General features: G+C 36.0%; 27 protein-coding genes. 18 read left to right on the top strand and 9 right to left on the bottom strand.

What is annotated here, in order from left to right; genetic code table 11:
* Positions 1-5 precede the first annotated feature (5 nt).
* From OB_RS13815 to OB_RS13785, 7 genes are all read left to right on the top strand, one after another.
* Positions 6-491 (top strand): TRAP transporter small permease, encoded by a 486-nt coding sequence (locus OB_RS13815; protein WP_011067095.1) that lies wholly within the window; start codon positions 6-8, stop codon positions 489-491.
* The gene (locus OB_RS13810; protein ID WP_011067094.1) at positions 491-1,777 is read left to right on the top strand and encodes a TRAP transporter large permease; all 1,287 of its coding nucleotides are present in this window, start codon (positions 491-493) and stop codon (positions 1,775-1,777) included. The genes OB_RS13815 and OB_RS13810 overlap by 1 nt, the downstream gene beginning before the upstream one ends.
* 22 nt (positions 1,778-1,799) lie before the next feature.
* A complete protein-coding gene (rpiA, locus tag OB_RS13805) occupies positions 1,800-2,474 on the top strand; it encodes a ribose-5-phosphate isomerase RpiA (protein WP_011067093.1) in 675 nt (224 codons plus the stop codon).
* A 22-nt stretch (positions 2,475-2,496) separates the two neighbouring features.
* Positions 2,497-3,447: a sugar kinase gene (locus OB_RS13800; protein WP_011067092.1), complete on the top strand. Its 951-nt coding sequence runs from the start codon at positions 2,497-2,499 to the stop codon at positions 3,445-3,447.
* Between the two features lie 15 nt (positions 3,448-3,462).
* Complete coding sequence (locus tag OB_RS13795; protein WP_011067091.1) at positions 3,463-4,008, top strand: orotidine 5'-phosphate decarboxylase / HUMPS family protein; 546 nt, start codon at positions 3,463-3,465, stop codon at positions 4,006-4,008.
* A gap of 141 nt (positions 4,009-4,149) precedes the next feature.
* On the top strand, positions 4,150-5,118 hold the full coding sequence (locus OB_RS13790; RefSeq protein WP_011067090.1) for a Gfo/Idh/MocA family protein: 969 nt from the start codon (positions 4,150-4,152) through the stop codon (positions 5,116-5,118).
* Between the two features lie 111 nt (positions 5,119-5,229).
* Positions 5,230-5,532 (top strand): YppG family protein, encoded by a 303-nt coding sequence (locus OB_RS13785; RefSeq protein ID WP_011067089.1) that lies wholly within the window; start codon positions 5,230-5,232, stop codon positions 5,530-5,532.
* Positions 5,533-5,665: 133 nt separating this feature from the next.
* Here OB_RS13785 and OB_RS13780 read toward each other — a convergent pair whose 3' ends face one another.
* Entirely contained in the window at positions 5,666-6,133 is a 468-nt protein-coding gene (locus OB_RS13780) for an Hsp20/alpha crystallin family protein (protein ID WP_011067088.1), read from the bottom strand.
* A 259-nt stretch (positions 6,134-6,392) separates the two neighbouring features.
* Here OB_RS13780 and purU point away from each other — a divergent pair, with 259 nt between their 5' ends.
* On the top strand, positions 6,393-7,295 hold the full coding sequence (gene purU / locus OB_RS13775; protein ID WP_011067087.1) for a formyltetrahydrofolate deformylase: 903 nt from the start codon (positions 6,393-6,395) through the stop codon (positions 7,293-7,295).
* A 268-nt stretch (positions 7,296-7,563) separates the two neighbouring features.
* Here the strand turns inward: purU and OB_RS13770 are convergent, their stop codons facing one another.
* The 5 genes from OB_RS13770 to OB_RS13750 form a co-directional block, all read right to left on the bottom strand.
* Positions 7,564-8,988, bottom strand: coding sequence for a dipeptidase (locus tag OB_RS13770; protein ID WP_011067086.1), 1,425 nt, complete (start codon positions 8,986-8,988; stop codon positions 7,564-7,566).
* Positions 8,989-9,038: 50 nt separating this feature from the next.
* Positions 9,039-10,148, bottom strand: coding sequence for a nitric oxide synthase oxygenase (locus tag OB_RS13765; RefSeq protein ID WP_011067085.1), 1,110 nt, complete (start codon positions 10,146-10,148; stop codon positions 9,039-9,041).
* Between the two features lie 583 nt (positions 10,149-10,731).
* Positions 10,732-12,153 (bottom strand): alanine/glycine:cation symporter family protein, encoded by a 1,422-nt coding sequence (locus OB_RS13760; RefSeq protein ID WP_011067084.1) that lies wholly within the window; start codon positions 12,151-12,153, stop codon positions 10,732-10,734.
* A gap of 34 nt (positions 12,154-12,187) precedes the next feature.
* Entirely contained in the window at positions 12,188-12,817 is a 630-nt protein-coding gene (locus OB_RS13755; protein ID WP_011067083.1) for a Bax inhibitor-1/YccA family protein, read from the bottom strand.
* Positions 12,818-12,871: 54 nt separating this feature from the next.
* Positions 12,872-14,266: a PLP-dependent aminotransferase family protein gene (locus OB_RS13750; protein WP_011067082.1), complete on the bottom strand. Its 1,395-nt coding sequence runs from the start codon at positions 14,264-14,266 to the stop codon at positions 12,872-12,874.
* Between the two features lie 126 nt (positions 14,267-14,392).
* Here OB_RS13750 and pdxS point away from each other — a divergent pair, with 126 nt between their 5' ends.
* From pdxS to OB_RS17970, 3 genes are read left to right on the top strand one after another with little or no spacing between them, the layout of a single operon-like run.
* Complete coding sequence (pdxS, locus tag OB_RS13745; RefSeq protein WP_011067081.1) at positions 14,393-15,280, top strand: pyridoxal 5'-phosphate synthase lyase subunit PdxS; 888 nt, start codon at positions 14,393-14,395, stop codon at positions 15,278-15,280.
* 23 nt (positions 15,281-15,303) lie between these two features.
* Positions 15,304-15,906: a pyridoxal 5'-phosphate synthase glutaminase subunit PdxT gene (gene pdxT / locus OB_RS13740; protein WP_041544302.1), complete on the top strand. Its 603-nt coding sequence runs from the start codon at positions 15,304-15,306 to the stop codon at positions 15,904-15,906.
* Between the two features lie 54 nt (positions 15,907-15,960).
* Entirely contained in the window at positions 15,961-16,137 is a 177-nt protein-coding gene (locus tag OB_RS17970; RefSeq protein ID WP_011067079.1) for a CsbD family protein, read from the top strand.
* A gap of 189 nt (positions 16,138-16,326) precedes the next feature.
* On the opposite strand, the gene OB_RS13735 is transcribed toward OB_RS17970, so the two are convergent.
* From OB_RS13735 to coaW, 3 genes are all read right to left on the bottom strand, one after another.
* Positions 16,327-16,587 (bottom strand): DUF3006 domain-containing protein, encoded by a 261-nt coding sequence (locus OB_RS13735; protein WP_011067078.1) that lies wholly within the window; start codon positions 16,585-16,587, stop codon positions 16,327-16,329.
* Positions 16,588-16,599: 12 nt separating this feature from the next.
* Positions 16,600-17,679, bottom strand: coding sequence for an MBL fold metallo-hydrolase (locus OB_RS13730; protein ID WP_011067077.1), 1,080 nt, complete (start codon positions 17,677-17,679; stop codon positions 16,600-16,602).
* Positions 17,680-17,769: 90 nt separating this feature from the next.
* Entirely contained in the window at positions 17,770-18,558 is a 789-nt protein-coding gene (coaW, locus tag OB_RS13725) for a type II pantothenate kinase (RefSeq protein ID WP_011067076.1), read from the bottom strand.
* A 371-nt stretch (positions 18,559-18,929) separates the two neighbouring features.
* Between coaW and OB_RS13720 the strand changes: the two genes are divergently transcribed.
* From OB_RS13720 to OB_RS13690, 7 genes are all read left to right on the top strand, one after another.
* Positions 18,930-19,553 (top strand): 5-bromo-4-chloroindolyl phosphate hydrolysis family protein, encoded by a 624-nt coding sequence (locus OB_RS13720; protein ID WP_011067075.1) that lies wholly within the window; start codon positions 18,930-18,932, stop codon positions 19,551-19,553.
* Positions 19,554-19,570: 17 nt separating this feature from the next.
* Positions 19,571-20,725: a toxic anion resistance protein gene (locus OB_RS13715; RefSeq protein WP_011067074.1), complete on the top strand. Its 1,155-nt coding sequence runs from the start codon at positions 19,571-19,573 to the stop codon at positions 20,723-20,725.
* Positions 20,726-21,226: 501 nt separating this feature from the next.
* A complete protein-coding gene (locus OB_RS13710) occupies positions 21,227-22,450 on the top strand; it encodes an NRAMP family divalent metal transporter (protein ID WP_011067073.1) in 1,224 nt (407 codons plus the stop codon).
* A 26-nt stretch (positions 22,451-22,476) separates the two neighbouring features.
* Positions 22,477-23,190 carry a 5-oxoprolinase subunit PxpB gene (gene pxpB / locus OB_RS13705; RefSeq protein ID WP_011067072.1) on the top strand — a complete coding sequence of 238 codons (714 nt, stop codon included), beginning with the start codon at positions 22,477-22,479 and terminating at the stop codon, positions 23,188-23,190.
* A 20-nt stretch (positions 23,191-23,210) separates the two neighbouring features.
* Positions 23,211-23,984: a LamB/YcsF family protein gene (locus OB_RS13700; protein ID WP_011067071.1), complete on the top strand. Its 774-nt coding sequence runs from the start codon at positions 23,211-23,213 to the stop codon at positions 23,982-23,984.
* Positions 23,977-24,927 carry a biotin-dependent carboxyltransferase family protein gene (locus tag OB_RS13695; protein WP_011067070.1) on the top strand — a complete coding sequence of 317 codons (951 nt, stop codon included), beginning with the start codon at positions 23,977-23,979 and terminating at the stop codon, positions 24,925-24,927. Before OB_RS13700 ends, OB_RS13695 begins: the two co-directional genes overlap by 8 nt.
* 419 nt (positions 24,928-25,346) lie before the next feature.
* Positions 25,347-26,765 (top strand): hypothetical protein, encoded by a 1,419-nt coding sequence (locus OB_RS13690; RefSeq protein WP_011067069.1) that lies wholly within the window; start codon positions 25,347-25,349, stop codon positions 26,763-26,765.
* Positions 26,766-26,983: the final 218 nt, after the last annotated feature.

Raw genomic sequence — 26,983 nt, 5'->3', positions numbered from 1 at the left:
GCATTATGAAGAAGATTACAAATGTTATCGAGAAAATACAAATCACCATTGGTGTTATTTTTCTCTGTATGTTTTTTGGAATTATTGTATTACAAATCGTTACTCGACATCTAGGCATTTCAGTGATTTGGACAGAAGAGGCGGCTAATTATTCATTTATTTGGGCTGTATTTATGGGAGCAGCAGTTATGGTAAATCGTAGAGAGCATTTTAATTTTGACTTTCTCGTTCAAAAGCTGAAAGGCAAAAAAAGAGCTTATCTTAGTATATTTAATGATGCAATCCTTTTCATATTTAATATATGTATTTTCTTATTAGGAGTTCAAGTAGTAAGCGAGTTTTGGAATTATACATGGTCGTCCATACCACAAATGAAAATGGGCTATGTTTGGTTAGTAATTCCAGTAATGGCTGCTACCATGCTTATATACACTATCTCTCATTTTGTAGAGCACATTCGTGTAATTAAAGCTAAGGAGGTATTTGAATAATGGGATTTCTATTATTAGCCATCTTCTTAGTATTAATGGTTATAGGTGTACCAATTGCGTTTGTTATTGGAATAGTTGCTTTACTTGGGATCAGTGGAATTCCTTATACACCAGAAGCTACAGTAGCAATGAAAATGGTGAATGGTCTTGATTCCTTTGTCTTATTAGCTGTTCCTTTATTCATTCTAGCAGCAAACTTAATGAATTCAGGTAAAATCTCAGAGAAGCTGATTGAGTTAGCATTAGCTATTGTTGGGCCAATACGTGGAGGGCTTGCTCATGCAAATGTATTGGTGTCTATGATGTTTGCTGGTGTTTCTGGAGCAGCACAAGCGGATACTGCTGGTGTAGGGAAAGTTTTAATACCGAGTATGTTACGAAAGGGCTATGATAAAGAAACGGCAGTAGGGGTTACTGCAGCATCCTCGACAGTTGGCGTTGTTATTCCCCCAAGTATTCCGATGATTATTTTTGCTGGTCTTACGAATGCTTCTATCGGTGCTTTATTTTTAGGAGGAATTATCCCTGGTATTCTAATTGGTGTTGGAATGATGGTTCTTATTTACATCATTGCATTGAAGAGAAACTATCCGAAAGATGCAAAAGTGGAATTTAAAGTATTTTTAAAATTGTTATTGGAAGCGATTCCAGCATTGCTTACTCCGGTAATCATTATTGGTGGAATTATCACCGGATTTTTTACAGCAACAGAAGCAGCTGCGGTAGCATCACTTTATACGATTATTATTTGCATGTTTTACTATAAAACTTTGAAACTCAAAGATTTTCCAAAGATATTATTCGATACACTAGCACTTAGCTCGTTATCCTTATTTGCTTTAGCAGCTGCGAGTGCATTAGGTGAGTTAATGAGCTATTACCAATTAGGAACAATGGCTCAAGAATTTTTTGCGAATAATATTGGGGCAGAGTGGTTATTTATAGTAATTATTATCGTTTTCTTCTTATTTGTAGGGACATTTATGGATGCAATACCAGCAATGATTTTATTTGTTCCTGTTATTTTACCTACTGCATTGGAATTTGGAATGGATCCCGTACACTTGGGATTAATTGTCGTCATTACGTTAGCAATTGGATTAATTACACCACCATATGGATTATGTTTATTGTTGGCTGCGAAAATTGGGAATATGTCGACGGAACGCTCTTTTATAGCAGTCATGCCTTATATTGCGATCGTTATAGTAGTCCTGTTATTTATTGCGTTTTTCCCGAATATCGCATTCTATATTCCGAAACTTATTAATCCTAGCTTATTCTAATTAGTAGAAAGGAACGATTATAGTGGAATACAGTGATAAACAAATTGCAGCACAAGAAGCGGTAAGGTATATCAAAGATGGTATGGTTATTGGAATTGGTTCTGGATCAACCGTAAATGAATTTCTCTATTGTTTAGCAGCTAGAATGAGAAAAGAGAGATTACAAGTAGTAGGGATACCTGCGTCGAAAAAATCAGAGCGATTAGCAACGGAGCTTGGAATCCCTTTAACTACTTTTGCTACTTATCAAAACGTTGATATTGCAATTGACGGAACAGATGAGATCGATGACCAGCTGTATTTAGTTAAAGGTGGGGGCGGCTCACTAGTAAGAGAAAAAATGATCGATTTGGTTGCTGAAACCTTTATCGTAATTGCTAGTGGTAAAAAGAAAATAAAGAAGCTAGGATCGTTCCCAGTACCAGTTGAAGTAGTACCATTTGGATGGCAGGCTACCGAACAAAGGCTGCAACAATTTGGATGTCAGACCAATTTGCGGATGGTGGAAGAAGACATTTTTGTCTCGGACAATCAGAACTATATTATTGATTGTGATTTTAAAGAAATCGATGATGCAGAAGCATTACATCGATCATTAAAACAAATTGTAGGTGTAATCGAAACTGGGATTTTTATAAATATGGTAGATAAAGCAATTGTTGCAGATAACGGTGAGTTATCCATATTGGAAAAATAAAAGTTAATTGGGAGGGGTCTATATGAAAGATATTATAACGTTAGGAGAGGCAATGGTAGTATTTAACCCAGCATCTACTGGACCGATGAAATTTGTAAATGGATTTCATAAGACAATTGGTGGAGCAGAGTTGAACTTGGCGATCGGATGCGCTCGATTAGGCCTGGATACTGGTTATATAACCAGGCTTGGTAATGATGAATTTGGGAAATCTATTCGTAATTTTGTAAGAGGGGAAGGCATTGATGCATCAGAAATAGATTTTATTGATCATTATCCGACATCAATTAATTTTAAAGAAATTATGGAAGACGGTAGTGTAAGAACATTTTATTATCGTGATAAATCGCCTACGTTATCCATGACACCGGATGTTCTAAATGAATCGTACTTTAAAAATGCAAAAATTCTTCACCTAACTGGAATATTCCCTGCTATTGGAGAGGGAGCATTAAAAGTATGGAAGCAGGCAATACATTTAGCAAAGAAGCATGGAGTTAAAATATCCTTTGACCCAAATATTCGCTTAAAAATGTGGTCGAAGGAGCAAGCGCGTAAGGTATTGTTAGAAATACTGCCAGATGTTGATATTCTACTAGCTGGTGATGAGGAAATGGACATTATTATTGGAAAACGGGATCCAGTAGACATTATCGAAACGTGTAAAGAATTAGGAATCCCGTATGTAGCGATTAAGCAAGGTGAAAACGGTTCAGTAGGGTATTCTCAAGGTGAAACGATGAAGGCAGCTCCAGTTAAAGCTAGCAAAGTCGTGGATACGGTAGGTGCAGGAGATGGATTTAATGCTGGAATTCTTTATGGCTATCTTCATGACTGGTCTTTAGAGCGGACACTTACATTTGGAAATACAATAGGATCGATGGTCGTTGGTATTACAGGTGATAATGAAGGACTACCGTATTATGAAGATGTCCAAGAACGACTAGGAGAAATAGAGAGAATAGAGCGGTAATTGAGGTGAGAATTTATGAAATTACAATTAGCATTGGATCGACTAACACGTGGAGAAAGTATTCGTATATTAGAAAGTGTGAAACAATATGTTGATATTATCGAAGTTGGAACTGGGGTAATAAAAGAATATGGAGTCTCTATTATAAAAGAAATAAGAGATTTATATCCTGATAAAACGATTCTAATGGGGTTCGCAGCTAATCCTATCATTAAAGAAACGCTACAAGTTGCGAAAGAAATGGATGGACAGATGATGGTCGATTTGTTAGAAATTCAATCTGCTGATCGAGTAAGAGAGCTATCATTAATTGGTGTAGAATTAGTGAGTCTCCATGTAGGAAAAGATAAACAAACAGAAGGGGTTTTTCATACTGATTTATTTTCGTTGATCGAGGGAGTTCCTGTAAAGGTAGCAGTTGCCGGAGGAATTAATCTGAAAACATTACCAGAAATTACACAACACAAACCAGATATTGTTATTATCGGCAGTGCAATTACTGGACAAGATAACCCAGAACTAGTTGCTAAGACAATCAAAAATATGATGCAAGGTAGCTAATCAATCATAGGTCCTGTAAGTGAAAAGAATGTAAAAAGTATGGTGAAGAAGAATGTTTAGGTAAAAAGACTACAGCTTTGTAGTTATTTGGATTACAATGTAGGTGATACCGAATTAACATACGAAGAAGGGATGATTGAAATGAATATAGCAACGATTGGATCTGGGAAAATTGTAGAGGAAATGCTACAAGCAATAGAACCGTTACAAGATGTGCAATGTGTTGCTGCTTTTTCACGGACTAGAGAAAAAGCACAGCACCTGGCAGATCGTTATGATATTACAAAGACATTTACCGATTTAGAGGAAATGTTAAATGACGATGAGGTTGATACTGTTTATATTGCTTCACCTAATAGTTTACATGCTGAACAAGCTCGTCTTGCAATGGAATTTGGAAAAAATGTCATATGTGAAAAACCATTTACTTCATCTCAAGATGAAGCTAAGGCATTATTCAATCTTGCAAAAGAGAAAGAATTATTTCTCTTTGAAGCTATTCCAACATTACATTTGCCAAACTTCCAGCTAATTAAAGAACATATGGACCATCTCGGACCAATTAAGTTGGTGCAATGTAATTATAGTCAGTATTCTAGTCGATATGATCAACTAAAAAATGGGGAGGTTACGAATATATTTGACCCTAAATTTGCTGGAGGTGCGCTAGCAGATATCAACATTTATAATCTTCATTTTGTGCTCAACTTATTCGGCAGACCAGAGGAAGTTAACTATGCAGCGAATCTATATAGCAATGGTATAGATACATCTGGAGTAGCTGTGTTATCCTATCCGACATTTCAAGCTAGTTGCGTAGGGGCGAAGGATACGACTGGTGTTAATTTTGCCATGATTCAAGGTGAAGAAGGATATCTCTATGTTTCTCAAGGAACCAATGGAGTTCAACAAGTAACGATGAAGAAAAAAGATGAAGAAGAAGTTATTATTTCCATTCAACAAGATGATCCTAGATTAACGTATGAATTTAGACGTTTTCAAGAGATCATTAAAAACGAAGATTATCATACAAGAGATGCGTTATTAGAACATTCCGTTCATGTAGCTAGTGTAATGGAAGCTGCAAGAAAACAAATTGGACTCGCTTAATAAGAGAATAATAAAGAGGTATTTTTTACGTGTAGATAGACGGATTGCCCTTTCCATCAAAAGATAAATGCATAAGTTATAGCAAAGTATCGGAGGAGGGTAAACTCTATAATGTTTGATCGACGTTCAGAAAGACCATTTTTTGGGCCTGGACCAAGACCGCGTCCACGTAGACCTCAACCGCCTGTAACAAGAAGGAGAGGTTTGGGATTATCTCCACAAAATAAGTATTTACCAGGTCAATCCCATAAGTATAGTCAAATACAAGGCACTGCTAATCATGTGAAAACGATGTTTCAAGATGAAAAAGGTGAATGGGATTACGGGAAGCTAATGACGACAGCTGGTCAATTACAGGATGTATACCAAAATGTCAGTCCATTAATAAGTGGTGTAATGAAGAAATTAAAATAATTAATAAAGAGACAGAGGTTACGTTGAAATGGACGTAGCCTCTGTTTTTTACTGAGAGTTATAATTGAGTTTAACTGTTTTACCCTACCCTAAAAAAACGAGACGCATGCGCTACGTTACTAAACGGGGAGTCTTATTCAATATCTAAATAATGTCGGTTCGTATTCAATTTAGGTACCGTAATAATTAAAATTCCATTTTCTAAATTTGCGGTTGTTTCCTTTTTAGGAATGTTAAAAGGAATGGTGATGATTCTTTCTTTTTTTTCAATGGATGATTCCTTTTTAGAGAATGAATCGGATTGTAGCTCATCGGATATACTGCTTTCGGCAACTATTTTTATACGATTGCCAATGAGTTCTAATTCAATTTGCTCTCTTGTATATCCTGGTAACTCCGCTTTAATAATCATAGCTTGATCAGTTTCAACGGTCTCTACAAAAAAGGGATGAAATACATGACCATTTATTTGCTTAAATGAATGATTGAATAAAGAGTCCATACGATCCATGAATTGATGAAGTGGCTTAAAATCAATATCCCAGTTCTCAGGTAATAATTTTTTCTTGTTCGGATCAGATGAATTATTGTCTGAAGTCATTTCAATACCCCCTATTCTGGATGTTCTATCTATACTTTATGCAAAGCATAATCATTTAGGATGGGCGAAAGTTGGAGAGACATAGTAAATTCATCAGAGGTAATGGTATTATTATGGTTTACAAAGATATGGTATAACGTCATAACTTGACTGAGAGCTCTTTCGTACTTTAAAGTACTATAAAGTAAAACTATTTCAGTGTGATATTCATATTCGTTACATGCGGGTAAATAAAAGACGAGAGAAAGTTGTGATTTATATGTACCGATATTCAGAAAATAAATTAGATGTATTTCAAGAAAGGTATAAAGATAGAGCTCGACTATTGATAAAATGTCCAGACAAACAAGGAATTGTCGCTGCAGTTTCAACATTTTTACATGAACAAGGAGCTAATATTGTAGCTTCAAATCAATATACTGTTGATCCAGAGGGTGGACAATTTTTTATGCGCTTAGAATTTGAAATCAAAGGTTTATCTGAACAAGTAGGGCAGTTAAAGGAAAAGTTTCAAATTGTAGCTGAACATATGGATATGGAATGGCGAATTGCTATGATGAGCGAGCTTAAAAATGTAGCTATCTTTGTTTCGAAAGAACCTCATTGCTTACTTGAATTGTTATGGGAATGGCAAAGTGGAGATTTATTAGCAAATATTAAAGTAGTAATTAGTAATCATGAAACTGCAAGGGAAATGGTTGAAGCTGTTGGAATTCCTTTTTATCATATTCCAGTTACGAAAGAACAAAAAAAAGAAGCAGAGGAAAAACAAAATCAAATCCTCAAAAAATATGATATCGAGCTGATTATATTAGCAAGATATATGCAAATATTGAGCCCTCATTTTGTAGAAAAATATGAGAGTAAAATTATAAATATTCATCATTCATTTTTACCTGCTTTTATTGGAGCAAAACCGTATGAACGTGCATATGATCGAGGGGTCAAAATGATTGGTGCAACTTCACATTATGTAACAAATGATTTAGATGAAGGGCCGATTATTGAACAAGATATTGATCGTGTCAATCATGAACAAGATGCAGCAGATTTAAAGAAAATCGGGCAATCAATTGAGAGACGTGTTCTTGCACGAGCTGTAAAATGGCATTTAGAAGATCGTATTCTTGTGCATGGAAACAAGACGATTATTTTTGAATAAAGTAAAAGAACGAGCTTTAGGATGGAATCTTATGTTCATCCAGAGCTCGTTCTTAATATAATTGATGTAAAATCCGTATGCGTTGTTTGATTTTCATTGCAGACGGCGCTTTCCGTAGGCACCGGTTTTTAGATCGTGTGGTTCCTGCAGGAGTCTCCCATTACAATCAAAGCCAAGTTGTTGCTATAATCCGAACATTAAATATAATAATATCTAGAACGTTCGCTTTTTAGACTGGATTTAGCAATTATGAAATTGACTCAATTAGTTAATTATTTAAATATACTATCGCAGTATCTCGGATAGTATCTCCATTATCTAATAAGACTTCAAAGGTGACGACATGGTAATATTCCGTCAATTTTTCCTTAACTGTATGAGAAACCTCTAAAGAGTTTTCGTCATACTCTGCGTTATATTTCTGTCCATCAATAATCATAGTAACATCTTCGACTTGAGCTGAATCATCCTTCTCGATAGTTGCTTTGAAAGTAGGAGTTGAAGATTTTATGTGATCTCCCATTTGATATTCAGGAACAATCTTAGCAGTTGAGCTTGATGAAGCATTTTCAACTTCTGAAATTTCTTCAGCTTCTTTCATTACTCTTAAGGAATTTTCTCCAAGAATTTTTCGAATATCCTCATCTGAATATCCTCTATTTTCCAATTCTTTGGTCAGAAGTGGAAGGTCCGTACTATCTTTCATATCGGAAGGAAGGTCAGCTCCATCAAAGTCAGATCCAATCGCAACATGGTCTATTCCAATTAAATCGACGACATAATCGATGTGGTCTACAATATCATTGATTGTAGCTTGATTATTTTCAGATAAGAATACGGGATAAAACACAATACCAACCACGCCATTATTTTCTTTGATTGCTTGTAGCTGCTCATCAGTAAGGTTTCTTTGATGACTTCTCAATTCTTCCACACCAGAGTGTGTTGCCATAATGGGGGCTTCTGTTGTTTCGATGACATCCCAAAATGTATCTCTAGACATATGAGAAACATCTACAATCATTCCTAATCGATTCATTTCTTGAACGAGTTCTTCACCGGTTGTCGTTAATCCTCCTGAAGAAGACCTGCCATCTAAATAAACTTCATCTGCCCCTTCACCAAGTATATTTGAGTAGTTCCAATTAAAACCGATTGCTTTTATTCCAAGATCCTTATATTGTTGCACAAGTTCTATACTATTTTCTTGTGAAAAAGAATAGCCGCCTTCTATAGTAGGTACGATTGCAATTTTGTCATTAGCAAGTGTATCTTTAATTTCATCTAAGGAAGTTGAAATTGTCATGGATTTTTGATTGTTTTCTGCAGTCCAGTATAAAGCATTTATTAAAGCCAATGTTCTACTTAAGTTTCTTTCTGTATAGCCGTAATCTGTTGTGAATGCAGCAAAATAGCCTACATCTATACCACTTTCTTTTAATTTTTGCATATCGATATGAAGAGATGTTGATTCTGCAATATCGAGAGTTGGAAGCCAGGTATTCTCGTCAAGAACATTCATCATTGTATCAATATGACTATCAACAACGATAGATTGCTCATGAACGGGCTGTTCTTCTTGTATTTCATGTATGAGTTGGAAAGGTTTCGTTATGTGCTCCCAAATATCGGCATTATTTATACCTGGTAAAATGGATAACATTCCCCATAATAAAATTGATGAAAGGTTCATTCTAACAAATTCCTCCAAAAGCTTTAGATTTATCCCTCATGGACAAATTATTAATGAAAAGGACAAGATAATGGTTGATAAGATTTATCTTGATAAAAAAAATTAGGTGTTAAAATATCATTAGTATAAGGTTTATGCCATATATGTGTTGTTGCAGGAGAGACAGGTGGTATAAGCCAAGTCCACTTACCTGTGACATCCCGACCTTTTGCCGCCTCATGCTTCTCGAAAACTTCGAATTGTTTTGCTGCAGTGTGATGGTCTGTAATTGTAATACCTTGCTTTTTAAATGAATATAGAACTGCGGCATTTAATTCTACTAATGCTCGATCTCTCCAAAGATTACTTTCATGTTTTGTATTTATGTTCATCTTTTCAGCGACCTTTGGTAACATATTATATCGATACTCATCGGCAAAATTCCTTGCACCTATTTCTGTTCCCATATACCATCCATTGAATGGAGCTGCAATATAATCGAGTCCACCAATCTCTAAACGCATATCAGATATGATTGGAATAGCATACCATTTTAAATTTAACGAAGCGATTTCTGGATAATCTGGATGCTCGATAGGTATTTCTGGAATTATGTCATCTGGGATTTCCATCCATTGAGGATGGTTGTCTCCAATTTGTACAACGAGTGGTAAGATATCGAAATTTGTGCGTGCGCCTTTCCAACCTAAACCTTCACAAATTTTTGTGAATTGGATGGAATCTGAATCTCCGATGATACCCTCCTCCGTTTGATAACCTGCATACCTTAATAGTTGATGATTCCAAATTTTTATGATGTTTTTCTTTTCTTGTTGTGGACGGAAGATAGTAATATATGGCTTGATTCTACCATGGTTGAACGATAATTGTATATGGCTGAGAAGGTAGTCGAAAACTTCCTCGTAAGTGTCAGCTTTTCGGGCATCAGCGACTTCTATCCGTTCCCAAAAAAGTCTACCAATACATCGGTTGGAATTTCTCCATGCTAACTTAGCGCCATAGACTATCTCATCGTACGTTTGTGTATAATATCCTTTTTGATCTATCTCAGAGTTAACTTGAGCAATTCGTTGGGTTAAGTACTCATATGGTTTATCTGTTTCATTAAAGTATTGTGTTAAAAACAACTTCGCTTCTTGAGAAACTTTTTCTATCGTCAAAGGAATGTACCTCCTATTAATCTTCGAGTATATTCGACATACCTATTCTATCGAAGCGATGTAAGGATTGTCACCTAAGTAGCATTCTATATAGGTGTGTAAAAGATAAATGTGACAGAAAAATGTTCAACTATAAGAGATTGTTCAAAAAGTTCGGTTCTCAAAGCTACGAGCTACGCCGCCTTGAACTTCTTGGTCCTTTTGTCCTCCTTTTTGAACACGTACTATAATTGTTTAGAACAAAAGCGCAAGCGCCCGTTTATCACCGTATGTCCTGCGCCCCTGGTTTTCAAGGGGTGGTTCGACTGGTCGAACTTCTTTATTTCTTTGAGATAAAGGAAACACGATAAGCGTATGCGAATCGATGTTGACTTTCACCGCACGGGTATAAGTGCGACTATGCCTCATAAAGAACATTCGGCAGTCTTCTTTATCGTAAGGAGGTTTCCGGAAGGACAATAGGTGATGGGCGCTGGAGCTGGACGTGGCTAAATAACTTAGTTGTTTAGCCACAGCCCCAAAATTTTATAATTTCCTAGATAACAAAAAAAGCATCGCATGAAGCGATGCTTTTCGTTACATATTATTGATTTTTGTGGAATTCTCGATCCCAACATTCAATACCAGTTTGATCATCTAACGTATCTTTATAAAATACAGGATCTTTTCCTTGTTTCCGCTGTTTCACATAGTCTTTGAGAAGTATATTTGCTTTATTAAATAGGATAGTAATGGCATACAAGTTAATTAATGCAAGCAATGCCATCGTTACATCTGCTAACGACCATACCATATCAAATGAAGCCAGCGTTCCAAAAATAACCATTGCTAGAACTGCAATTCGATAAATAAATAAACCGATCTTCGTATCGCGTATATATGCAATATTATTTTCCCCATAGTAATAGTTACCAAGGATAGAACTAAATGCAAATAAGAATATCGCTATTGCAATAAATATTCCTGCCCAATCGCCAAGGGACTGTGTAAATGCAGATTGTGTTATTTGTATACCGTCATCTTCACTACCTGCAAAACCACCTGCAGTCAAGATAACAAATCCAGTTGCTGTACATACTAGAATAGTATCAAAAAATACACCTAGTGCTTGAACTAATCCTTGTTTTACTGGGTGACTGACTTCAGCAGTTGCAGCAGCATTAGGAGCAGCACCCATACCAGCTTCATTAGAGAATAGTCCACGTTTAATTCCCATCATAATTGCTGCACCAAATCCACCACCTGCTACTTGTTCTATTCCAAATGCATTTGCAAAAATTAGTGCAAACATATCTGGAATAGCAGGAATGTTCATTATTAGAATGATTAAAGCAAGTACGATATAGATTATTGCCATAAAAGGTACAATAATTTGTGATACATTAGCTATACTCTTTAGTCCACCAAATATAATCACAGCAACGAGTGTGGCTAATACAATAGCGATCCAAACAGGATCAATTTGAAATTGCCCTTCGAATGCTAGACTGATTGTATTGGATTGTACGGAATTGAATACGAGCCCATATGTAAATGTTATCGTAATGGCAAATACAATTCCGAGCCAACGTTTTTTCATACCTTTTTCGATATAATAGGCAGGGCCGCCTCGATATTGATTCGAGTCCTTTTCTTTATAAAGTTGTGCTAGTGTACTTTCCACAAAACCAGAAGCAGCTCCTAATAGGGCGATAAGCCACATCCAAAATAGCGCACCCGGACCACCTAAAGCAACAGCCGACGCAACGCCAGCCATATTTCCTGTTCCAACACGGGATGCTGCACTTATGGCAAATGCTTGAAAGGAACTCGTTCCTTTTTTACCTGAAGCATCAAACGAACGTTTATCTCCAATAACTCGAAACATTTCCGGCAATAAACGAAACTGAACAAAATTTGTTTTAACGGTATAGTATAATCCTAAACCTACTAATACGATGATTAATACATATGACCATAAAAAGGTATTTACATGATCTATAATTGATTGAATGATTTCCAACATTAATCTTCCTTTCTATAAATAATAACAAGCGTAGTTAACCTCTATTTTTGAAAACATAAGATATGATTCGTAATAAATGAAGGAATAGGTTAACAACATCAAGGTATAGACTTAATACTGCACTTGGAACATCCTTTGCGGTTAATGCTCGATGTTTGATTTGATTGAAGTCATAAACGATATATACCGAAAATAGACCGGCAGAGACACAAGCCACGATTACTAATACTGTATCAGATTGTGGAATAAACCAAGTAAAGATACTAAAAGCAATTAGTACAATCAAGATAATAAACAATGTAGACCCCATAAAAGAAAGATCTTTTTGTAGCACCCATCCTACCATTCCTAAAATGGTGAAAATCATTAAAGTTAACAAAAATACAAATAAAACAACAACAGCACCAATTTCACTTACATAAAAGTAAATTGCTGGAAACATGGTTATTCCAGAAATTACCACAAATGAAAATAAGAATATATACCCGACTCGGCTCCTTCGTCGTAAAAGAGCAGCAGCTATTAACATGATAATTTCAATAATCATTAATGGTAGCATCCATTGTTTTGGTATATATTGTCCCATATAAATACCTATACACGCTACTGCTAATGTTGTAGTGAATACAATGAGTATACGTTGTATAATTTCCTGTTTATTCATCCTGTCACACCTTTAAAAATAAATACAAATGCTAATTATATCATATTTCTATGTTTACAGGCAGATGTCTAAAAATGATTCCACCGCATCTTGTAAATGTCTATATGGAATCCCAGCAAATCCAATAATAAATTGCGGGTGTTCTGTTAACCAATCGGTAGCAGTATAGGCAGTAATCGGATAGACTTTGAGTTTTGCTTTTTTTGCATTATTTATGATCTCCTGTTCCGTTTTTCCATTTCTCACTTCACAAACAATATGCAATCCAGATTGTTCCCCAATGAAACGAATAGTCGGATGGTATGGTTTGATAAGTTCCAGAACCAATTCCAACTTCCTTCGGTAAATTTTTCGCATTCGATTAAGATGTTTCTCAAAATCCCCATTTCTCATGAATTGTGCAAGTACTTGTTGGTCAATTCTGGAGACAGTGGAATGATAGAATGAAAGCTTATGGTTAAAAAGGTTCAATAACTGCTTTGGCAAAATCATATAGCTTATTCTAAGTGAAGGTATTAAGGATTTCGAAAAGGATCCCAAATATATGACGCGATCGTTCGCATCCATGCTTTTCAATGGCGGGATTGTTTTTCCAGTATATCGAAATTCACTGTCGTAATCATCTTCAATAATATATCGTTGCTGATCATCTTCTGCCCATTGAAGTAATTGATTTCTTCTATTAATAGATAATACAGATCCATATGGGAAATGATGAGAAGGTGTTACATAAATTAATGTTGGATCTGCTTCTTCTAATCTCTTCATAATAATCCCTTGATCATCCATTTCTAATGGGAAAGCTTGGTGACCAAAATGTTTTACAATATGTAAAATCAGCTGGTAACCAGGGTCTTCGATACCAAATAACGTTTCTTTTGGGAACAAAGAAATAAGTTGTTGTAACAAAATTTCAACACCGGCACCAACGATAATGGAATCACGGTCACAACGTATTCCTCTTGCGTGATAAAGATAGTTTGCAATTTCTTCTCTTAACTCAACATCCCCTTGTGCGTTTCCTAGTAGTAGTAGCTGATGATGCTGTTTATCAATCATTTGTTTTGTATACTTCTTCCATTGATCGAATGGAAAAGCTTCCGTATCAATCCGACTAGGATAAAAATCGTAGTTAATTTCATCTGTAGACGTATTTTCTGCGTATGTAGTGTTTTTCGCTTGATAAATATATTCTAAATCGCCTTGTGCCAATACAAAATATCCTTTTCGCGGTCTCGATTCAATATATCCTTCTGCTACAAGCTGATCAAATGCAGTTTCAATTGTATTTTGACTGACTTCGAGAAATTCCGATAATTTACGTTTGGAGGGTAACTTTTCTCCATATGCAAGATGAGAATTGATGATTTCCTGTTTTATATACATATATATTTGTTCATATAGTGGTGTATCTATGGATCTATCCAAATGTATACTAAGCATTTCCATGCTGAATAACTCCTCTCTACTAAACTGACCTTATCAAATTATAAGAAATTGGCACTTTTAAACATATCAATCTATTTTTATAATAATAAAAAATCATCAGAAAATCTATTAGGAGGAGTGGGATTTATGGAAAGAAAACTTGGTACAGATCGAGTTAAAAGAGGAATGGCTCAAATGCAAAAAGGCGGAGTAATCATGGATGTTGTCAATAGTGAACAGGCTAAGATAGCTGAACAAGCAGGCGCGGTTGCTGTTATGGCATTGGAACGAGTACCATCTGATATTCGTGCTGCTGGTGGAGTTGCAAGGATGGCAAATCCGAGCTTAGTAGAAGAAATTATTCAATCCGTATCGATTCCTGTAATGGCGAAAGCACGTATAGGTCATATTGTAGAAGCAAGAGTATTAGAATCTTTGGGAGTTGATTATATCGATGAAAGTGAAGTGTTAACTCCAGCAGATGAAGTATTTCATTTAAATAAGTCTGATTATACAGTTCCGTTTGTTTGTGGTTGCAGAGACTTAGGTGAAGCAGCAAGGAGAATTGGAGAAGGAGCAGCAATGCTACGTACGAAAGGAGAACCGGGTACAGGGAATATTGTGGAAGCGGTTCGTCATATACGAGAGGTTCAAGCGCAAGTCAACAAAGTTGTTCATATGAGCAAAGATGAATTAATGACAGAAGCAAAAAATCTTGGAGCACCGTATGAGATACTTTTGCAAATTAAAGAAAATGGTAGATTACCAGTCGTTAATTTTGCAGCAGGAGGAGTAGCTACACCAGCAGACGCTGCGTTGATGATGGAATTAGGAGCAGACGGTGTGTTTGTTGGATCTGGTATCTTTAAATCTCATCATCCTGAGAAGTTTGCCCGTGCGATTGTACAAGCAACTACGTATTTTGACGATTATGAACGTATTGCAGAAGTATCAAAAGATCTAGGGGAAGCGATGACAGGGATAGATGTGCATTCTCTAGCTGCTGATCAACGTATGCAAGAACGTGGTTGGTAATAACGTAAAGGGTGGTGAATAGCATGTGCAATTCTTTTCGTATAGGAGTATTGGGCTTACAAGGGGCCATAAGTGAACATGTAAACCGGTTAAAGGAATTAGAACAGCAACCTGTAGTTGTCAAAAAATCAACGGATTTACATCAACTAGATGGTTTAATTATTCCTGGTGGTGAGAGTACAGCTATTTGGAAACTGATTGAAGAGAATAAATTATATGAACCTATCCAGAACTTTGCAAATGAAGGAAAAGCTATTTTTGGAACTTGCGCAGGGTTAGTACTATTAAGTAAAACAACAATAGGAAGGGATTATACTCCTACCTTAAAACTTATGGATATAACCGTTCAACGTAATGGATTTGGAAGACAGAAGGATAGTTTTGAAGCTACTATTCAAGCTAAATATATGGATGATAGCTATCATGCTGTATTTATCCGTGCGCCTTATATCGAATCCGTTGGAGAAGGTGTGGAAGTAATAGCTTCCTATAATGATAAAATCGTAGCTGCACGTCAAAAAAACGTTCTTGTTTGTGCATTTCATCCCGAACTGACGGATGATGATCGGTTTTTGGAGATGTTTTTAACTATGATTTCTTCAAACAAGAACTTCAATCATGTTTAGTCAATATCATTAAGGGAAAACACATACTAACAAACATGATAGGAGGTTTTCATCATGAGTGATGGTATGAAAGATAAAGCGAAAGCAATTGGAAAAAAAATTAAAGGTGAAGCAAAAGATCAATGGGGTAGCGCAACGGATGATCCTCAACGAAAAGCAGAAGGAAAGCGTGATAAAGCGAAGGGCGAAGCTCAAGACACGATTGCCGATGCGAAGAATAACAATAAGTGATTTAAGTGATCAAGCTAGGGGGACGATAAATGATTGGCCCTCTAGCTTAATTATATAGCAAATGATTGATGCTGTAGCTTTTTAAAATAATTGAACCAGCCAAGTCTAGAAACTAGATGGTTTTATATACTCGCGCTTAAGAACAAGGTATGCCTCGTGAAATTTCGAAACAGGTACTTGTGCTTTGTTTTATTTCTTTCTTTTTAATTTACTCGGATTTTTCTTGTTTAGTAGTGCTTTACGAAGTGCAGTTGCCTTATCTTGCAATTGTTTTTTCTGTTGATAATCTAAGGTTACATGTAGTTGACCATTTCTCTCATCTATTTGTACTACTGAGTTTATGGTACAGCCTGTGGGAAGGTTAGATTTTTGGAGTACATATTCTTTTTGCTGTTCTTCAACGAGAATAACAGCAAAGTCTTTTTCGAAACGATCAATGATTCCTTTCAAATGATATCCTCCTTAATCTAAACGACAAACAATTCCTTGTTCTTCAATATCTGTAATTCGACTCATCCCTATGCCTTGTATGCTATCAAGATCTTGAAGTGATTCAAAGGGACGTTCTTCTACTATTTGCTCTGCTCGAGAGGCACCAATATGAACTATCTCTTGAAGTTGTTCTTCTGTACTTTCATTAATATTTACACACGCAGTTTGTTCAGAATCATCATGAGGATGTTCCGTGTGTACAGCGTATTCTTGTCCGTCTGTCTCAACAATAATCGTACCATTGACATCGGTGCCATACCAATCAATTTCCTCATTATTTAATAGTCGAATTACTTCTTCACTCGGATGTTCATATGAATTATCCTCTCCAGCACTATAAATTGCTAGCTCTGGATCGACTTCCTTTACAAAATCAGCGTCAGAGGAAGTATCAGATCCATGGTGCCCAAGATGTAAGACTGTACTATCAAGTGACTCGGTAGATTCTATCATTTCAAGCTCCTCTTGTTTACCGGCATCTCCCGTAAGTACAAAGGAAACTTCATTGTAACCCAATCGTATAGATATGGATTCCTCATTTGATTTGCCTGAGATTGTTTCTGGATATAGCACCTCTATATCAAGTGGTCCTATTGTGTACTCATCCCCAGTACGAGGTTCTTGATACGTACTATCTTGGTCGAAAATAGCTTCCATTGCATCTAAATAAGTTTGGGAAGTACTTTCATTTCCAGACATCCATACTTCATCAACTTGAATATTTTCTAGTACATCTGATAATTGTCCGATATGATCAGCATCAGGATGACTAATGATGGCAAGATCAAGATGATCAATATTTTGTTCTTGTAGATAAGGAACTACTTCGTCACCTTGCCAATCCCCAGTATCAAACAGGACAGAATAAGCTTCATCTCCATTTTTATAGGAAAATAAAGTTGCATCTGCTTGTCCAACGTCGATAAAGTGTACTTTTAAGTTGCCATCTGTAGATGAATTTGAAAGATTATTAGCTTCAGATGTCTGAGTATCTCCACAGCCGATCAGCAATAATATGAAAGATAGGACGAAGATAAATTTTTTTAGCAATGTTTGTTAACTCCCATCTTGTCTGATTAGACTATTAGGTTACCAAAATATGGAAGAGGAAACTATCCACCAAAGGTATGAAAATTACCATCAGGAGGATAGCATAGCGCCAATTGCACCAGCATGACCACCATTATTTAGGAAAGTAGCGGTATAGTTCATTTGTTCTTGGAAATGTAGGAATACACGTTGTAAAGGTTGATTATTTGTTAATGTACCGCCAATAAAAACAATCTGGCTTGTCTTTACTGATTGTGCAGCTCCATGTGATATCAAAAGTATTGTTTCTCCAATTAATTGTATTAAAGCAGCCATTTGATCTTCTTTGGAATTTGAAGGATCTAATCCAACTTTTCCAAAATTAGCAGCGGTGAGTGTTTCATCAATCGGTGAGGTAGAATCTTTATAAATATCTCTGACCATTAAGTCGCTTTTAGTACGGTCACCTTGTTTTGCCATTTGGATAAGTTGAGTATAAGAAGACTCTTTTGTTAATAGTTCCCCGAGTCCGGTTAATAAACCACCTCCAATTCCTGTTCCAGCAATACGATTTTCATTATAAAAAATTGAAGTACCTGTTCCAATATTCACCAGTAAATAGTCACTTTTTGGTAGTTTACGTTCTTGATGCAGCAGATAGGATGTTCCTTCCATAATTGCTTTAAATTCTGGAATGGTATAGACACGATATCCTTCTAAGTTTAATTCTCTCGATCTTCCCCCAGTAATATGGAATGAAGCATATGGAGAAAGCGTTTTTAACCACTGAATTACTTCTTCCATTTTATGAGATGAGTATGTTTTCAAATGCATTTTTCCATGTTCTTCGTAAGCAACTTTAACTAGAGAACCTCCAGCATCGATACCTATTCGTTTCATTTACATCCTCCTCACTATCTCACTCAAGTAATTGCTAATAGTTTACCACGGTGTGGAAGTTTCCGTAAAACTGCGGTTTAGGGGAATTCCCTAATAAATTCTGCAAACCACAGTTTGAGAAGAATAAGACGTGTGATAAATGCTTCTGTTATATGAATTCAGCTCTTGGCTAGTGAAGAGCGCTATAGAGCAACAATTGAAATATATATAAATCAAAGTAAGTGGAGGAATTGAAATCGGAAAACTTTGAATTCTATCTCCGTTTTCTGGAAATAATAGAAATAATAGAAGGTGAAACTTTTAAAGCTTTCATTCGTAATAGTATAATAAAAGTATGATGTTAGATGGCTAAATGATCTAGGAGTGATGGGATGAGAGCAATATTCCAATTTATTTTACAAAGTATGATTGGTTTTACGAGTATGACAGCTATTTGGCTGGTGAGCTTTTTTATATATAGTCAAACTGTTTTATTAACGAGTTTATTCGCAGCGATTGGTGGAGTAGTAATGTATATTTCTTCAAAACAATTACTCGATTATCGTTTTGTAAAGCGACATGGATTAAAGAAGAAAGAGTACAAATATATTGATACAAATCTAAAAGAAGCAAAGCAGAAAATTTCTCGAATGCATAAAGCACTACTTCGAGTTCGGTCTTTTCAGCATGCACGTGAGAATTTATCCATTGCTCGAACAGCACAGAAAATCTATAGTAATGCTAGAAAAGAGCCAGCGCGTTTTTATCAAGCCGAGTCATTCTTTTACAATCATCTTGACTCCCTTGTAGAATTAGCTGAAAGATATGCTTACCTATATAATCAGCCTTCAAAATCTGTAGAAATGCAGCAGTCTCTAAAACAAACGAGGCATACGTTAACCGAATTAGGCGGGACAATTCAAAAAGATTTACATGTAATGCTTAATGAAGACCTGGACACACTGGATTATGAATTAGATGTTGCCAAGCAATCTTTAAAAAGATCGAAAAAATAGTTTAGGAGGTTTTACTTATGACAGCTCAACCAAATAGACAGGATGCGATGGATGAATTATTAAATAATCCATTTGGAGATTCAAAGGCATCCGACATTGAAATAGATAAATCTCCAAATCAAAACAAAAGACTGGTAGATCAGTTGCCAGAAGAGAACAGAAAAAAAGCAGAACATTTAGCTGCTCAAATAGATACAAACAATCAACAAGCACTCGTTCAATTTGGGACCGAAGCTCAATCAAAGCTAATTCAGTTTTCGCATCAAATGTTAGAGCATGTTCAAGAAAAAGATATAAGTCAGGTTGGTTCCATATTAGAAAATTTAATGAAAAGACTAGAGCAAGTAGATCCAAGTGAGTTACAGCAGGAAAAGAAAGGAATTATTGCGAAAGTCTTAGGGAAATTTTCGAAGTCAGTGAATGAAGTCATATCCCGATATCAAAAAACAAGTGCACAGATTGATCGTATCAGTGTACGTTTAGAGCGTAACAAAGATATCTTAACATCTGATAATGAGATGCTGGATAAACTATTTCAAACAAATAGGGACTATTATGATGCACTGAATATTTATATTGCAGCCGGAGAATTAAAACAGGAAGAAATCGAACAAGAACTTCTTCCTTCATTACGTACCAAAGCGGATCAAAGTCAAAGCCAAATGGATGTACAAGAAGTAAATGATATAAGGCAATTTGCTGACCGACTTCAAAAGCGAACGCATGATTTACGACTAAGTAGACAAATAACCATGCAAAGTGCACCTCAGATACGTTTAATTCAAAATACAAATCAAGCATTGGTGGAAAAAATCCAATCATCAGTACTCACGGCGATTCCTTTATGGAAAAATCAAGTTGCCATTGCGTTAACGTTATTACGTCAACGTCATGCGATGGAAGCGCAAAAGCAAGTATCAAAGACAACCAATGATTTATTATTAAAAAATGCAGAGTTATTAAATGAAAATGCAGTAGAAACTACGAAAGAAAACGAGCGAGGAATTATTGACTTAGAAACATTAAAACAAACACAGGAAAAATTAATGTCTACGATTGAAGAAACGTTACAAATTCAATCTGAAGGACGCAAGAAAAGAACAGAAGCGGAAAAAGAATTAATGGGAATGGAAGAAGAACTAAAAACAAAAATGTTGGAGTTTAAAGAATAACTGTATGAAGCATCGTTTAGCGACAATTTGCTAACGATGCTTTTTTTATTGGGGGAGGATAAGATTAAAAAGATGTTTTTGAAAGTACTGAAAATAAAAAAATGAATCGAAGCGTGTAGAATGAGAATGGGGTATAAAATAAGGCGGATGATAGCTAGGATAAATGCAGTATATTTCTGAATCGGTTTTCCAAAGCAAATCATTCATTCGGAATTATCTTTTGTTCCAGCCTCATTCAATCGATTTTATATCTAGAGTACTACCTGTCCAAGACGCAAGGCTAACTTGTATATAGCTCTGAGTACGGGGGGGACATCAGAAATTATTCGCAAAATAATCTATTTTAAAATTGAGTTTCGGGGTGTCATAAAAAAAAACCTGTGATATAATGAGTTGAAATTTTCCAGCCACCTTCCATTCTTAGAAATTATCAAATAAATTATCTTAAATCGGAGAAACTAATCGCTGTAAATAAATCGTATTGGAAGGAGTGTGGGCATCATGGAAAAAGATCCTCAATTGATGTCAAAGGAAGAAAAAAAGAATAGAAGAAATTCCTTGATTGGCGCAGCCTTTTTAATGGCAACTTCAGCTGTTGGGCCAGGTTTTCTGACTCAAACTGCTGTTTTTACGGAAACACTTTTAGCTAGTTTCGGATTTGTTATTTTAGCGTCAATCATTTTAGATATAGGGGCACAGTTAAACGTATGGAGAATAATTGCAGTCTCTAAAAAGCGAGGACAAGAAATAGCTAATGAGGTATTACCAGGCTTAGGTTTTGTAGTAGCCATTTTTGTTGTTATTGGTGGACTCGCTTTTAATATCGGTAATATTGGTGGAGCTGGTTTAGGAACCAATGCATTATTAGGAATTGATCCTAGACTCGGAGCAATTATAACAGCAGGTATTGCAATTTTTGTATTTTTATCTAGAGAAGCCGGTGCAGCGATGGACCAGATCGTAAAATGGCTGGGTGGATTATTAATACTATTGATTGCTTATGTTATGGTTGTGAGTCAACCACCAGTAGGAGAAGCAATTCATCGTTCATTTATACCGCTTGAATTAGATGTTTATGCAATTATTACGGTTGTTGGCGGTACTGTCGGAGGGTATATTACATTCTCAGGTGGACATCGATTACTTGATGCAGGAATATCAGGCAAAGAGAGTATACGTGAAGTGACACGAACATCGGTTATGGGAATCCTTGTAGCTTCTGTTATACGTATTCTGTTGTTTTTAGCAGTTCTTGGTGTAGTTTCTGCTGGGTTACGACTTGATCCAGTAAATCCGGCAGCATCTGTGTTCCAACATGCAGCAGGTGAAATAGGGTTACGATTATTTGGATTGGCGCTATGGGTGGCAGGTATTACATCCGTGATTGGAGCAGCTTACACGTCTGTTTCATTCTTGCGTACATTCCATAAAAAAATTGATGAACACTACCGTTATTGGATAATTGGATTTATTGTTTTCTCAACCGTTGTATTTGTGCTAATTGGGGACGCTGCTTTATTATTAGTATTAGCAGGTGCAGTAAATGGTTTGATTTTACCATTAACATTAGGTTCTATCCTATTTGCAGCACATAAAAAATCAATTGTGGGAACATATAAACATCCAATTTGGTTAACCGTCTTTGGAGCTATTGTAGTTATCCTGACTACGTATTTAGGCATCCAAACATTAATCACTCAAATTCCGCAATTATTTAATATGTAAAATTCACAGAAAGTGGTTGGTTCAAAATGTTTGAGGTTCAACCCTATGGGGATAGAGGAGTAAGAGTTCAATTTGGGGAGTCTATTGATAAGAATGTCAACAGGCAGATACGAGATTTTTGTTCTGTTTTAGAAAAGTCACGTATTAATGGCGTTCTTGAATGGATTCCTACATATACAGCAGTAACGATTTTGTATGATCCGTTTGAAATTGTTTATGAATCATTGAAGGAAAAAATTTTCAATGTACAAGAAAAAATGAATAGTGAAGATATTTCTCCGGCTCGCATCATTCATATTCCTGTACTTTATGGTGGCAAAAAAGGTCCGGATTTAAATGAAGTGGCAGAATATCATGGGATAACTACAGATGAAGTAGTGTCACTTCATGCTAATTCCGATTATCTTATCTATATGATGGGATTTATACCTGGTTTTCCGTATCTTGGAGGACTTTCAAAGCAAATTGCTACTCCTAGGTTAGATAAACCAAGGAGGAGTATTCCAGCAGGTAGTGTTGGAATAGCAGGAGAACAAACAGGGATTTATCCATTGGAGTCACCAGGTGGTTGGAGAATTATTGGTCAGACTCCAATTCCTTTATATAATCCACAACAAGCACAGCCTATTTTATTAAAAGCAGGAGATTATATTCGTTTTATACCAATTGACCGTCAAGAATTTGACGATATTACAAAAAAGGTGGAGACAGGAAGTTTTCACCCTACGATAGAGACTTAAATCTTAGGGGGATATGACGAATGCAATATCAAGTAGATTTAAATAGTGACATCGGTGAAAGTTATGGTGCTTATACGATTGGTCAAGATGATGAGGTAATGGAATTTATTACTTCTGCTAACATCGCATGTGGGTATCATGCTGGGGATCATAATATTATTCACCGCACAATTGACTTGGCGATAAAAAATAACGTAGCGATTGGTGCGCACCCAGGATTGCAGGATTTGATCGGATTTGGTAGAAGACCAATGCAAATTTCACCGGAAGAAGTCTATCAACTAACGGTCTATCAAATTGGAGCAGTACAAGCCTTTGCACAGGTGAAAGGGCATAATCTTTACCATGTTAAACCTCATGGAGCTCTATATAATATGGCGGCAAAGGATACAGCTATTGCTAAAGCGATTGCGCAAGCAGTTTATGATTACAATCCAAACTTAATATTGTTTGGACTTGCTAATTCAGAATTAATTCGCATGGGCAAAGAAGTAGGACTTAATGTTGCAAATGAAGTTTTTGCTGATCGAACGTATCAACCAGATGGAAGTCTAACCCCTCGTACGTCACCGAATGCTATGATTCATGATACTGACGAAGCGGTAGAACGTGTGATACGAATGGTTAAAGAAAATAAAATAGAAGCAGTTGACGGGACAGATATAAGTATTATTGCTGATACAATTTGTATACACGGTGATGGACCAAAATCGTTAGAATTTTCAAGACGTTTATCACATGAACTAAAAAACCAAGGTATATCCATTCAAAAGAGAGAAATGCATCATGGTTAAATGTTTCGAAGTGATGAAGCCTGGATTAGCTACTTCAGTACAAGACCTTGGAAGAACTGGATATCAGCAATACGGAGTAGTTGTATCAGGGGTGATGGATGCTTTTGCGCTTCAAGTTGCAAATGTATTAGTTGGAAATGAAAGAACAGAAGCCGGCTTAGAGATTGTCATTATGGGACCAAAAATGAAAATCTTAGAAGATATAATTTTTGCCATTGGTGGGGCGGACTTGTCTGCGAAGTTAGATAATCAACTGATACAACCATGGAAATCTTATAGAGCTAGTAAAGGACAGATTCTCTCCTTTGGACAACCAGCACAGGGGAGCTATGCTTATTTAGCAATAGCAGGTGGAATTGACGTACCTTCCGTTATGAAAAGTAAATCCACTTTTGTAAAGGCAAGACTTGGAGGATTTCATGGTCGCTTTTTGCAAAAAGGAGATATTCTTAGTAGCAATGATAGCTACGGTATAAATGCTCGTCCTGGTAGACAGCTAAAAAATAAAGATATTCCCGATTACGATTACAACCGTCCAATACGAGTTATCAAAGGACCAGATCAGCAATTGTTTTCATCAACTAGTTACGATAGTTTTTTTGCTTCTACATATAAAATGTCTCCCCAATCAGATCGAATGGGGTATCGATTAGAAGGTGAGCCTATTTCGCATATTGATGGAGATAGTGCTGATATTATTTCAGACGCCATATTACCAGGTACCATCCAGATTCCAGCCAATGGGCAACCAATCATCTTATTAGCTGACCGGCAAACATCTGGAGGATATGCTCGTATGGCAACGGTCATCTCTGTTGATTTACCACAGGTAATTCAGCGAATGAGTGGAACTGCATTTACATTTGAATTAATTTCTTTGGAAGAAGCGCAGCAACTCTATAAAGACCAAGAAAGCTTCTTACGACATTTAGCAATTTCTTAATCTTTTTTACTTTGGGACTGAGCAAAAAGATTGGATAAATGAATGAAAGCTAATCATCTATAATGATGATTAGCTTTTTGTTTGTGGTAAAGTTTGAGCGCTTTTAAAATCCAGCAAAGCTTAAGAAATCCTGGGAAATGGTGAATAGAGGGCTTCTCTCACCTAAATAAACAGGATAGATCGAAAAAAGTGGTTAATAGAAGTGCTCTCTAACCCAAATAAACAGGAGAAACCGGGAAAAGTGGTTAATAGACAGACTCGCCACACCCCCATAAAAACCCTTTATAACCATATCACAAAAATCCCCTTTGACCGGTGAGCTTAAATTTTCAATATAATAATAGTGTCCCTCTTGTTAGTTGGTTTGACAAAGGGTGTATAGTTAAATATAGAGAGTTATTGTATAGGAGTTAATTTTTATGCGTAATCGATTTATAACAACAGGTTTAACAGCAGGAATTATAGGTTTTACTATCCTCCATTTCTTTACGTATTTTCAAGAGTTAGAGAGCTTAATACTGCTGATGGCGATTAGTGGGTTTGCGATTGTTTTGTTTGCTACATTTTATTATGGACCTTCAAATTTAAAAATGCCGTTAGGATTATTTGTAACAGGGATAGTCATTTTTCTTTTTACGGATGCGAATCTTATCGATGGGCTTAGAGAAGGGCTGCAGCAAATGCGTAATATGATTGGATTGCTGGTAGTAATTCCAATGGTCAGTTGGGTATTACGAGAGGAAGCTTTCTTAGAATCAATTATCAGCTTTGGTCATCGCATGCTAAATTCAAGCAGAAAATTTTATCTTGGCATGGTTTCATTCACTCAAATCATTTCTTACTTTTTATTATTTGGTGCGATTCCTATGATGTATCAATTTGTTAGTATGATTTTAAAGGATGAAAAAGGAGAAGCATGGGAGTATTTTAAAGGAACTGCATTACTTCGCGGATTTGCTCTTTCGGTCATGTGGGTATTGAGTATTCCTTCGTTTGCATACGTTGTTGAGATTATGGGTGCTTCGTTGAGTTCTGCTATTATACAAGGTATGGCCGTAGCTATATTCGGCTCACTGTTAGCACTTGTTTTTACTACGAAAGAACAGAAACGTTATCAAGTAAACTTTACAGCAGGTTTGCAAAAAGAAATCGATGAAGTTCTGCATCATTCTAAAAATAAAAAAGAAATGAATCGAGTAGTTCGTGAATTTGCTATTTTATTTATTACATTATTTGGTTCTATTTTTATACTCAGTTTTTTCGTTGAAATCGAGCTCTTAGTCTTGATTCCTTTAGCAATTATAGTTTGGATTATATGTTATTACGTTATGAAGCGGAGGGTATATAAATTAACCCAAATCGCAACTAGCTATATTAAAGAAGAAATGGCAAGCAAGTCTTATCAACTATGTGTAATGCTAGGTGCGGGGATGTTGATTACTTCTTTAAGCTATACTTCGTTTGCTGAAAATGTAGTTAACGGCATTTATTCTATTCAAAATGTACTCCCATTTGTTAATGTCCTATATTTATTACCTATTATGGTAATCATATTAGGATTCTTTGGACTTGGTCCATTAACAGTGATGGTACTTGTGGCAGGTATTTTACAGTCGATTCATTTACCGTATCCGCCAGAATTAATTGTTTTGGCAGTAACCTTAGGAAGTTCGATTTCTATAATGCTTTCGCCAGTGATTATGCCTATCATTATATTAAGTGGATCGAATGGACTTAGCGGTTTTAAAAACGGACTGCGGTTTAATGGGTGGTTTGCATTAGCATTTTATATTGTTGTTATGGCATATATTCAAATCATGGTTGTACTGACAAGTTAATATAGATAACAAATTAGCAGATAACATCGTCCTCTTAAACATAGGCGACTAGTTATCTGCTTTTTTGCTGATATTTATATCGATATATTTCGTAAAACATTTTCATATACAACACACAATTGAAACAACACAAGACTAAATTTTCAGAAATTATACTTGACATTCAATTTTATACTTACTAGAATGTAATTATGAAAGCGATTTCAAAAATGTAGAAG

This window comes from Oceanobacillus iheyensis HTE831 (genome assembly GCF_000011245.1).
Classification (GTDB): Bacteria; Bacillota; Bacilli; order Bacillales; family Amphibacillaceae; genus Oceanobacillus; species Oceanobacillus iheyensis.
The sequence above is the reverse complement of the archived record's forward strand: the minus strand, read 5'-3'. Positions and strand labels throughout refer to the sequence as shown.

Bases quoted from the DNA above. Each gene is read 5' to 3' on its own strand.
- OB_RS13815 (WP_011067095.1), top strand. From the start codon at position 6: ATGAAGAAGATTACAAATGTTATCGAGAAAATACAAATCACCATTGGT.
- OB_RS13810 (WP_011067094.1), top strand. From the start codon at position 491: ATGGGATTTCTATTATTAGCCATCTTCTTAGTATTAATGGTTATAGGT.
- OB_RS13800 (WP_011067092.1), top strand. From the start codon at position 2,497: ATGAAAGATATTATAACGTTAGGAGAGGCAATGGTAGTATTTAACCCA.
- OB_RS13795 (WP_011067091.1), top strand. From the start codon at position 3,463: ATGAAATTACAATTAGCATTGGATCGACTAACACGTGGAGAAAGTATT.
- OB_RS13790 (WP_011067090.1), top strand. From the start codon at position 4,150: ATGAATATAGCAACGATTGGATCTGGGAAAATTGTAGAGGAAATGCTA.
- OB_RS13785 (WP_011067089.1), top strand. From the start codon at position 5,230: ATGTTTGATCGACGTTCAGAAAGACCATTTTTTGGGCCTGGACCAAGA.
- OB_RS13780 (WP_011067088.1), bottom strand. From the start codon at position 6,133: ATGACTTCAGACAATAATTCATCTGATCCGAACAAGAAAAAATTATTA.
- purU (WP_011067087.1), top strand. From the start codon at position 6,393: ATGTACCGATATTCAGAAAATAAATTAGATGTATTTCAAGAAAGGTAT.
- OB_RS13770 (WP_011067086.1), bottom strand. From the start codon at position 8,988: ATGAACCTTTCATCAATTTTATTATGGGGAATGTTATCCATTTTACCA.
- OB_RS13760 (WP_011067084.1), bottom strand. From the start codon at position 12,153: ATGTTGGAAATCATTCAATCAATTATAGATCATGTAAATACCTTTTTA.
- OB_RS13755 (WP_011067083.1), bottom strand. From the start codon at position 12,817: ATGAATAAACAGGAAATTATACAACGTATACTCATTGTATTCACTACA.
- OB_RS13750 (WP_011067082.1), bottom strand. From the start codon at position 14,266: ATGGAAATGCTTAGTATACATTTGGATAGATCCATAGATACACCACTA.
- pdxS (WP_011067081.1), top strand. From the start codon at position 14,393: ATGGAAAGAAAACTTGGTACAGATCGAGTTAAAAGAGGAATGGCTCAA.
- pdxT (WP_041544302.1), top strand. From the start codon at position 15,304: ATGTGCAATTCTTTTCGTATAGGAGTATTGGGCTTACAAGGGGCCATA.
- OB_RS17970 (WP_011067079.1), top strand. From the start codon at position 15,961: ATGAGTGATGGTATGAAAGATAAAGCGAAAGCAATTGGAAAAAAAATT.
- coaW (WP_011067076.1), bottom strand. From the start codon at position 18,558: ATGAAACGAATAGGTATCGATGCTGGAGGTTCTCTAGTTAAAGTTGCT.
- OB_RS13720 (WP_011067075.1), top strand. From the start codon at position 18,930: ATGAGAGCAATATTCCAATTTATTTTACAAAGTATGATTGGTTTTACG.
- OB_RS13715 (WP_011067074.1), top strand. From the start codon at position 19,571: ATGACAGCTCAACCAAATAGACAGGATGCGATGGATGAATTATTAAAT.
- OB_RS13710 (WP_011067073.1), top strand. From the start codon at position 21,227: ATGGAAAAAGATCCTCAATTGATGTCAAAGGAAGAAAAAAAGAATAGA.
- pxpB (WP_011067072.1), top strand. From the start codon at position 22,477: ATGTTTGAGGTTCAACCCTATGGGGATAGAGGAGTAAGAGTTCAATTT.
- OB_RS13700 (WP_011067071.1), top strand. From the start codon at position 23,211: ATGCAATATCAAGTAGATTTAAATAGTGACATCGGTGAAAGTTATGGT.
- OB_RS13695 (WP_011067070.1), top strand. From the start codon at position 23,977: ATGGTTAAATGTTTCGAAGTGATGAAGCCTGGATTAGCTACTTCAGTA.
- OB_RS13690 (WP_011067069.1), top strand. From the start codon at position 25,347: ATGCGTAATCGATTTATAACAACAGGTTTAACAGCAGGAATTATAGGT.